Below are 7,847 nucleotides of genomic sequence, written 5' to 3'. Positions count from 1 at the left end.
CCAGTACGAGGACTTCCACCCGGCACGCCGAGAGCACGCACCTGACGCCGCGGGGCCGCCCTTCGGGCGACGACGGGAGTTTGACGACAGGACCTAGGGCCCGCAGCCCCTGGCGCGCCGGGATCCGCTCCGTATCTGACCTTCCGTCAGAATGGAACGTGTTCTAGTCTGCGCGCCATGGGCATCGCCATCACGCACGAACAGCGGGAGCTCGCCCGGTCCGTCCGCGCCTGGCTCACCCGCGCCGCACCCCCCGAGGAGCTCCGCCGGTGGCTCGACGCGCCCGAGCCGCCGGCCGGCCGGCCCGCGCACTGGGACGCCGCCGCCGCACAGGGCCTCCTGGGGATCCACGTACCCGAGGAGCACGGAGGCGGGGGCGGCGGCCTCGACGACCTCGCCGTCGTCGTGGAGGAGACCGCCCGCGCCCTCCTCCCCGGCCCCTACCTGCCGTCCGTCCTCGCCACCGGACTCCTCCACCGCGCCGGGGCGTTCGGACCGCTCGTCGCCGACCTCGCCGAAGGCCGCCGGATCGGCGCCGTCGCGCTCGGTGGCACCGGTACGCTCACCGCCGTCCGTACCGACACCGGCCACGTCCTCGACGGCACCGCGCCGCCCGTCCTCGGCGCCGCCCACGCCGACCTGCTCCTCCTCCAGGCCGCCACCGCCGACGGCACCGTCTGGCTCGCCGTCGACGCACCCGCCTCCGACGGGCCGGGCCTCACCGTCCGCCCCCACGCCTCCGCCGACCCCACCCGGCCCACCGCCGAGGTCACCGCCGCCGCCCACCCCGTGCCCGCCGACCGGACGCTCACCGTCGACACGGGGCTCGTGCACGACCTCGCCGCCGTCCTCTTCGCCGCCGACGCCTGCGGCACCGCCGCCCGCGCCGTCGAGACCGCCGCCGAACACGCCCGCACCCGCGAGCAGTTCGGCCGTCCCATCGGCCGGTTCCAGGGCGTCAAACACCTCTGCGCCGACATGCTCGTGCGGCTCGAACAGGCCCGCGCCCTCACCTGGGACGCCGCCCGCGCCGCCCACGACCCCGCCCGGCCCCTCGTCGCCGCCCTCGCCGCCGCCACCGCCCTCGACGCCGCGTACAGCTGCGCCAAGGACTGCATCCAGATCCTCGGCGGCATCGGCTTCACCTGGGAACACGACGCCCACATCCTGCTCCGCCGCGCCCTCGTCGCCCGACAACTCCTCGGCACCGGCGACCGGTTCCGGCTCGACGCCCTCCGGCACGCCGCCACCGGCCTCCGCCGCGGCCTCCGCCTCGACCTGCCGCCCGCCGCCGAGCCCTACCGCGCCGCCGCCCGCGCGGCCCTCGCCCCCGCCGCCGGACTCGACCCGGCCGCCGCCCGCCGCGCCCTCGCCCCCACCGGCTACGCCGCGCCCCACCTCCCGGAGCCGTACGGCCTCGGCGCGGGCCCCCTCCAGCAGCTCGCCGTCCAGCGCGAACTCGACGAGGCCGGCATCACCGTCGCCGGACTCGGCATCGCCACCTGGGTCGTCCCCTCCCTCCTCGCCCACGGCACCCCGGAACAGCGGGAACGCCACCTCGGCCCCACCCTCCGCGGCGAACAGCGCTGGTGCCAGCTCTTCTCCGAACCCGGCGCCGGCTCCGACCTCGCCTCGCTGCGGACCCGCGCCGAACGCACCGAGGACGGCCGCTGGCGGATCACCGGACAGAAGGTGTGGACGAGCGCCGCCCAGACGGCCGACCACGGCATCCTGCTCGCCCGCACCGACCCCGACGCGCCCAAACACCGGGGACTCACCTACTTCCTCGTCGACATGAGGAACACCCCCGGCATCGACATCCGCCCCCTCAAGGAGATCACCGGCGACTCCCTCTTCAACGAGGTCTGGTTCGACGGCGCCGTCCTCCCCGCCGACGCCGTCGTCGGCGAGGTGAACGACGGCTGGCGGGTCGCCCGCCACACCCTCGGCAACGAACGCGTCCACATGGCCGACCAGGTCGTCTTCGACACCGGCCTCGAAGCCCTCATCAAGGCGTCCGCCGAGGCCGACGGCTCCGTCCGGGCCCGCACCGGCGCCCTCCTCGCCGAGGCCCACGCCCTCGCCTGCATCGGCCTGCGCACCACCCTCCTCCAGGTCTCCGGACTCGAACCGGGCGCCGGCGCCAGCGTCCGCAAGCTCGTCCAGACCCTCCACCAGCAGAAGACCGCCGAACTCGCCCTCGAACTCCTCGGCCCCGACGGCGCCGTGCGCGAGGGGCCCGGCGCGGCGGCCGTCCACGGGCTCCTCATGTCCCGCTGCCTGACCATCGCCGGGGGCACCACCCAGGTCCAGCTCAACGTCGTCGCCGAGCGCCTGCTCGGCCTCCCCAGGGACTGAGAACCGAGAGGGGCACGCCATGAAGTACGCCATGCGGCACACCGGGAAGTCGTACGTCGTCGGGGTCGGCATGACCAGGTTCGAGAAGCCGGAGACCCGCGACTGGCAGTACTGGGACATGGCCCGCGAAGCCGGCACCGCCGCCCTCACCGACGCCGGGATCCCGTACGAGCGGGTCGAACAGGCCGCCGTCGGCTACTGCTTCCAGGCGTCCACCGCCGGTCAGCGGGCCGTCTACGAACTCGGCCTCACCGGCCTCCCCGTCTACAACCTCAACAACAACTGCGCCACCGGCTCCACCGCCCTCATGACCGCCCGCCAGCTCGTCGAGGGCGGCATCGCCGACTGCGTCCTCGCCCTCGGCTTCGAGAAGATGAGCAGGGGCTCCCTCGGCGGCGGCAGCGGGGCGGGCGACTTCACGACGTCACCCGTCGCCCGGCACTACGGCATCATGGCCGCCGCCCACGGCTTCGAGGCGTCCCCGCCCACCGCGCAGATCTTCGGCAACGCCGCCCGCGAGCACATGGAGCGGTACGGCACCACCGAGGCGCAGCTCGCGGCCGTCGCCGCCAAGAACCACCTGCACTCCTCCCGCAACCCCAACGCCCAGTTCCAGGACGTCCACACGGTCGACGAGATCCTCGCCGCCAGGACCGTCCACCGGCCCCTCACCAAGCTCCAGTGCTCGCCCACCTCCGACGGAGCCGCCGCCGCCCTCGTCGTCTCCGACCGCTTCGTCGCCGAACACGGTCTGGAGGCCCGCGCCGTGGAGATCGCCGGCCAGGCCATGACCACCGACACCGGCGAGTCCTTCGCCTCCGGATCGTGCATCGACGCCGTCGGCCGCCCCATGTCCCGGGAGGCCGCCCGGCAGGCGTACGAGCGCTCCGGACTCGGCATCGAGGACGTCGACGTCGTCGAACTCCACGACTGCTTCTCCGTCAACGAACTCCTCACCTACGAAGCCCTCGGCATGTGCGAGGAGGGCGCCTCCGGCAAACTCGTCGAGTCCGGCGCCACCACCTACGGCGGGCGCTGGGTCGTCAACCCGTCCGGCGGCCTCATCTCCAAGGGCCACCCCCTCGGCGCCACCGGCCTCGCCCAGGCCGCCGAACTCGTCTGGCAGCTCCGCGGCGAGGCCGCCGCCCGCCAGGTCCCCGGCGCCCGCGTCGGCCTCGCCCACAACATCGGCCTCGGCGGCGCGGCCGTCGTCACCCTCCTGCGCAAGGCGTGACCCTCCTGCGCCAGGCGTGACCCTCCTGCGCAGGACGTAGGACTTTCTTCCCCCGAGGGCCGGTTCCTCCGCTCATGTACGGGTCGGAGCCGTTCTGCGACCATGACACGCATGCCGCAGAACGACTCCGCCACCGGAACCGCCACGCCCCCCGACTCCATACGCACCCCCCGCCCCTGGCTCGTCGTCCTCATCGCCTGCGCCGGGCAGTTCCTCGTCGTCCTCGACGTGTCGGTCATGAACGTGGCCCTGCCCTCCATGAAGGCCGACCTCGACCTGAGCACCCTCGGCCTCCAGTGGGTGCTCAACGCCTACTCGATCGCCTTCGCCGGCTTCATGCTCCTCGGCGGCCGAGCGGTCGACCTGTACGGGCGCAAGACCATGTTCCTGGCGGGCCTCGGCCTCTTCACCGCAGCCTCGGCCGTCGGCGGCATCGCCCCCGAGGGCGCCTACCTCATCGGCGCCCGCGCCGCCCAGGGCCTCGGCGCGGCCGTGCTCTCCCCGGCCACCCTCACCCTCGTCACCGCCGCCGTCCCCGCCGGCGCCGCCCGCACCCGGGCCATCGGCACCTGGACGGCGGTCGGCGCGGCCGGCGGCGCCGCGGGCGGCTTCGTCGGCGGCGTCCTCGTCGACCTGCTCGACTGGCGCTGGGTCCTCCTCGTCAACGTCCCCCTCGGCCTCCTCATCCTGGCCGCGGCCGCGCTGTGGCTCCGCGAGGGCCGCGCCGACGCCGGCCGCCGCCTCGACCTGCCCGGCGCGGTCCTCGTCACCGCCGGACTCGCCACCCTCGCGTACGGCATCGTGCGGACCGAGACGTCCGGCTGGACCTCCGCCGCCGCCCTCCTCCCGCTCCTCGGCGGCCTCGGGCTCCTCGCCGTCTTCGTCGCCGTCGAGCGGCGCACCGCGGAACCCCTCGTCCCGCTCGGCATCTTCCGCAACCGGGCCGTGTCCGCCGCCAACGCCGGGATGGCGCTCGGCGGGGCCAGTTCGTTCGCCATGTGGTTCTTCATGACGGTCTACGCCCAGAACGTCCTCGGCTACACCCCGCTCCAGGCCGGCCTCGCCCTCGTCCCCAGCTCCCTCGCCGTCCTCGTCGGCTCCAAGACCGCGCCCCGCCTGATGGCCGTCACCGGCGCCAGGAACCTCGCCGTCGCCGGACTCCTTGTCGCCGCCGCCGGCTTCGCCTGGCAGTCGACGATGACCGCCGACGGCACCTTCCTCGCCACCATCCTCGGCCCCGGCCTCCTCATGATGGGCGGCCTCGGCCTCGCCACCACCCCCCTCGCGACCCTCGCCACCTCCGGCGCCGCCCCCGGCGACGCCGGCCTCGTCTCCGGCCTGGTCAACACCTCCCGCACGATGGGCGGCGCCCTCGGCCTCGCCGTCCTCACGACGGTGGCGGCCTCCGCCCCGGCCGACGCGCTGCCCTACGCCGCGTACGCGGCGAACCCCGGCGCGTCGCTCGTCCCCGGCTACGCCCTGGCCTTCCGCGTCTCCGCCGCCGTCCTCCTCGCCGCGGCCGTCCTGATGGCCGCCTGGCTGCCCCGCCCCGTACACCGAACGGTGCAGAAGCCCTAGCCGCCGTCACCGTCCGGTGTACGCCGGGGTGACCGCGCCGGGAGGACGCGGCCGCCCCCTTCCCCTCCGTAACTTCCGGAGCACCACCGGAAGCCACGACGGAAGAGGACGGCATGGCGACGACGATGACGACCACCACCACGGGGGTACGGGCCCCGCTCGCCCTGATCGGCACCGGAGCCCTGGCCCTGACGGCCGTGGAGCTGCTGAACCCCGGCTACGACCCGCTGAGCGAGACCCTCAGCCGCTACGTGCACGGCACCGCCGGCCTCCTCCTCCCCGCCGGCCTCCTGGCGGTCGCCGCGGCCTCCGCCGTCCTCGCCGCCCGCCTCCGGGGCACCGGACGGACCGCCGTAGGGCTGTGGGCCGCCGGGATCCTGGTCGCCGGGCTCTTCCCCGCCGACCCGCCCGGCCACCACCACCGCCCCTCCCTCTCCGAACTCGTCCACGGCAACGCCGCCTTCCTCGCCTTCGCCGCCCTCCCCGCGGCCGCGCTCCTCCTCCGCCGCACGCTCACGGCGGCCCGCCCCCGGCTGCGCACCGCCCTGAACGCCCTCACCCTCGTCTCGCTCCTGGGCACGGCCGCGCTCGCCGTCCTCCTCGCCGACGTCATGGACGGCGGGCCCTCCCTCGGCCTGCTCGGCGCCCCCACCCCCCTCGGGCTCGTCGAACGGCTCGTGCTCGCCGCCGACTTCGGCTGGGTCGCCGTCGCACTCCTCGCGACCGCCACCGGAGGGCGGGGCCGTCGTGCATGATCGGCGCATGGACCGAGCGCTCGCCCGTACGACCGCCGCCCTGCGCGCGGTACGCCCCGTGGACGGGCTCCTCGCGGCCGTCACCTTCGTCGCGGTACTGGCCGGCACCGCCCGCCTCGGCGGCCGGCTGGAGGCGGCCGGCGCCCTGCCGCTCGCCCTCTGGCTGGGCCTGCTGCTCCTGGCCCGCCGCCGGTGGCCCCTCGCCGTCCTCCTCCTCTCCGTCCAGGCCGTCATCGTCTTCCGCACCTCCGGTCTCACCGACATCGGCTGGGTGTGGCCGGTCTCCGCCGCGTACGCCGGGCTCGCCGCCGACGACCGCCCCGGCCGGCCCGGCCTGCCCCGGGCCGCCGCCGTCGGCGTCGCCGAACTCGCCTTCGCCGCCGGCTGGGAGCTGCCCGCGACCGGCACCGGCCCCCGCGAGGTCCTCGGCTCGCTGGGCGCCGAGGCCCTGTGGCTGGCCCTGCTGCTCGCCGCCGCCACCGCCTACCGCAACCGGCTCCGCTGGCGCGCCGAACTCGACGACCGCCTCCTCCGGGCGGCCCGCGAGCGCGACCTGGAGGCAGGCCGGCGCATCGCCGAGGCCCGTCTGGAGATCGCCCGCGAACTCCACGACGTCGTCGGCCACACCCTCACCGTCGTGGGCCTCCAGCTCCGCGTCGCCGCCGAGTCCCTGGACGACTCCCCGGCCGAGGCCCGGGCCGCGCTCACCACCGCCCAGGAGGTCCGCACCGCCGCCGTCCGCGACCTCCGCGCCCTCGTCCACGTCCTGCGCGCACCGGGGGAGTCACCGGCCCCGGCCCCGTCCCCGGAGGAGCCCGCCGCCGGCGTGCCGGAACTCGCCGCGCTCGTCGCCCGCATGCGCACCCCCGCCCTCGCCATCCGCCTGGAGACGACCGGCGACCCCGCCGCCGTCCCCGCCCCGGTCTCCCTCGCCGTCCACCGCCTCGTCCAGGAGGCCCTCACCAACACCGCCCGCCACTCCGGCGCCTCCCGCGCCGACGTCGCCGTCCGCTGCGACGCGGACCGGGTGGAGGTCACGGTCGCCGACGACGGCCGGACCCCGCCGGGCCCGGCGGCCGCCCCCGGACACGGCATCCGGGGCATGACCGAACGCGTCCACGCCCTCGGCGGCGAACTCACCGCCGGGAGGCCCGGCGACGGCGGCGGATGGCTGGTCCGGGCCGTCATCCCTGTGCCAGGCTTCCGGCCATGACGATCAAGGTGCTCCTCGCCGACGACCAGGCCCTGGTGCGGGCCGGCTTCCGCAGCCTCCTCGGCCGGGCCAAGGACATCGAGGTCGTCGGCGAGGCCGGCACCGGCGACGAGGCCGTCCGCACCGCCCGCGCCGTCCGCCCCGACATCGTCCTCATGGACATCCGCATGCCCGGCACCGACGGCCTCACCGCCACCCGCACCCTCGTCGGCGACCCCGGCCTGACCGGGTGCCGGGTCATCGTGCTCACCACCTTCGAGACCGACGAGTACGTCTTCGCCGCCCTCCGGGCCGGCGCCAGCGGCTTCCTCACCAAGGAGATCGAACCGGACGACCTGCGCCAGGCCGTCCGCGCGGTCGCCGCCGGCGACGCCCTCCTCTCGCCGAGCGCGACCCGCCGGGTGATCGAACAGTTCGCCCACCGCCCGGCCGCCCCCGCCGGGACCTCCGCCCGCCTCGACGTCCTCACGGCCCGCGAACGGGAGGTCACCCGTCTGATCGCCACCGGCCTCTCCAACGACCAGATCGCCGAACGCCTCGTCATCAGCCCCCTCACCGCCAAGACCCACGTCACCCGGGCCCTCGCCAAACTCGGCGCCCGCGACCGCGCCCAACTGGTGATCCTGGCCTACGAGACGGGCCTGGTCGTCCCGGGCGGGACGGCCTAGAGGCGGGACGGTCCAGAGGCGCGACCGCCTAGAGGCGCGAC

6 protein-coding genes are annotated in these 7,847 nt (G+C 75.8%); all 6 read left to right on the top strand.

The window, feature by feature from the left end; genetic code table 11:
• Positions 1–177 precede the first annotated feature (177 nt).
• The 6 genes from IF73_RS0133620 to IF73_RS0133595 all read left to right on the top strand — a co-directional run bounded on the left by IF73_RS0133620 (position 178) and on the right by IF73_RS0133595 (position 7,806).
• A complete protein-coding gene (locus IF73_RS0133620; protein WP_031014495.1) occupies positions 178–2,358 on the top strand; it encodes an acyl-CoA dehydrogenase in 2,181 nt (726 codons plus the stop codon).
• A gap of 19 nt (positions 2,359–2,377) precedes the next feature.
• The gene (locus tag IF73_RS0133615; RefSeq protein WP_031014493.1) at positions 2,378–3,592 is read left to right on the top strand and encodes a lipid-transfer protein; all 1,215 of its coding nucleotides are present in this window, start codon (positions 2,378–2,380) and stop codon (positions 3,590–3,592) included.
• A gap of 102 nt (positions 3,593–3,694) precedes the next feature.
• The gene (locus IF73_RS0133610; protein WP_031014491.1) at positions 3,695–5,170 is read left to right on the top strand and encodes an MFS transporter; all 1,476 of its coding nucleotides are present in this window, start codon (positions 3,695–3,697) and stop codon (positions 5,168–5,170) included.
• 113 nt (positions 5,171–5,283) lie between these two features.
• Positions 5,284–5,925 (top strand): DUF998 domain-containing protein, encoded by a 642-nt coding sequence (locus tag IF73_RS38945; RefSeq protein ID WP_051717571.1) that lies wholly within the window; start codon positions 5,284–5,286, stop codon positions 5,923–5,925.
• Between the two features lie 7 nt (positions 5,926–5,932).
• Positions 5,933–7,138: a sensor histidine kinase gene (locus IF73_RS0133600; protein ID WP_051717570.1), complete on the top strand. Its 1,206-nt coding sequence runs from the start codon at positions 5,933–5,935 to the stop codon at positions 7,136–7,138.
• Positions 7,135–7,806, top strand: a complete 672-nt coding sequence (locus tag IF73_RS0133595; protein WP_031014486.1) for a response regulator — start codon at positions 7,135–7,137, stop codon at positions 7,804–7,806. The genes IF73_RS0133600 and IF73_RS0133595 overlap by 4 nt, the downstream gene beginning before the upstream one ends.
• The last annotated feature ends 41 nt before the right edge of the window (positions 7,807–7,847 follow it).

It is taken from the genome of Streptomyces sp. NRRL F-5727, from assembly GCF_000719555.1.
In the GTDB taxonomy this organism is placed as follows: domain Bacteria; phylum Actinomycetota; class Actinomycetes; order Streptomycetales; family Streptomycetaceae; genus Streptomyces.
The sequence above is the reverse complement of the archived record's forward strand: the minus strand, read 5'-3'. Positions and strand labels throughout refer to the sequence as shown.

What these genes read in the sequence shown, in the direction of transcription:
- IF73_RS0133620 (WP_031014495.1), top strand. Translation starts at nt 178, where the DNA reads ATGGGCATCGCCATCACGCACGAACAGCGGGAGCTCGCCCGGTCCGTC.
- IF73_RS0133615 (WP_031014493.1), top strand. Translation starts at nt 2,378, where the DNA reads ATGAAGTACGCCATGCGGCACACCGGGAAGTCGTACGTCGTCGGGGTC.
- IF73_RS0133610 (WP_031014491.1), top strand. Translation starts at nt 3,695, where the DNA reads ATGACACGCATGCCGCAGAACGACTCCGCCACCGGAACCGCCACGCCC.
- IF73_RS38945 (WP_051717571.1), top strand. Translation starts at nt 5,284, where the DNA reads ATGGCGACGACGATGACGACCACCACCACGGGGGTACGGGCCCCGCTC.
- IF73_RS0133600 (WP_051717570.1), top strand. Translation starts at nt 5,933, where the DNA reads ATGGACCGAGCGCTCGCCCGTACGACCGCCGCCCTGCGCGCGGTACGC.
- IF73_RS0133595 (WP_031014486.1), top strand. Translation starts at nt 7,135, where the DNA reads ATGACGATCAAGGTGCTCCTCGCCGACGACCAGGCCCTGGTGCGGGCC.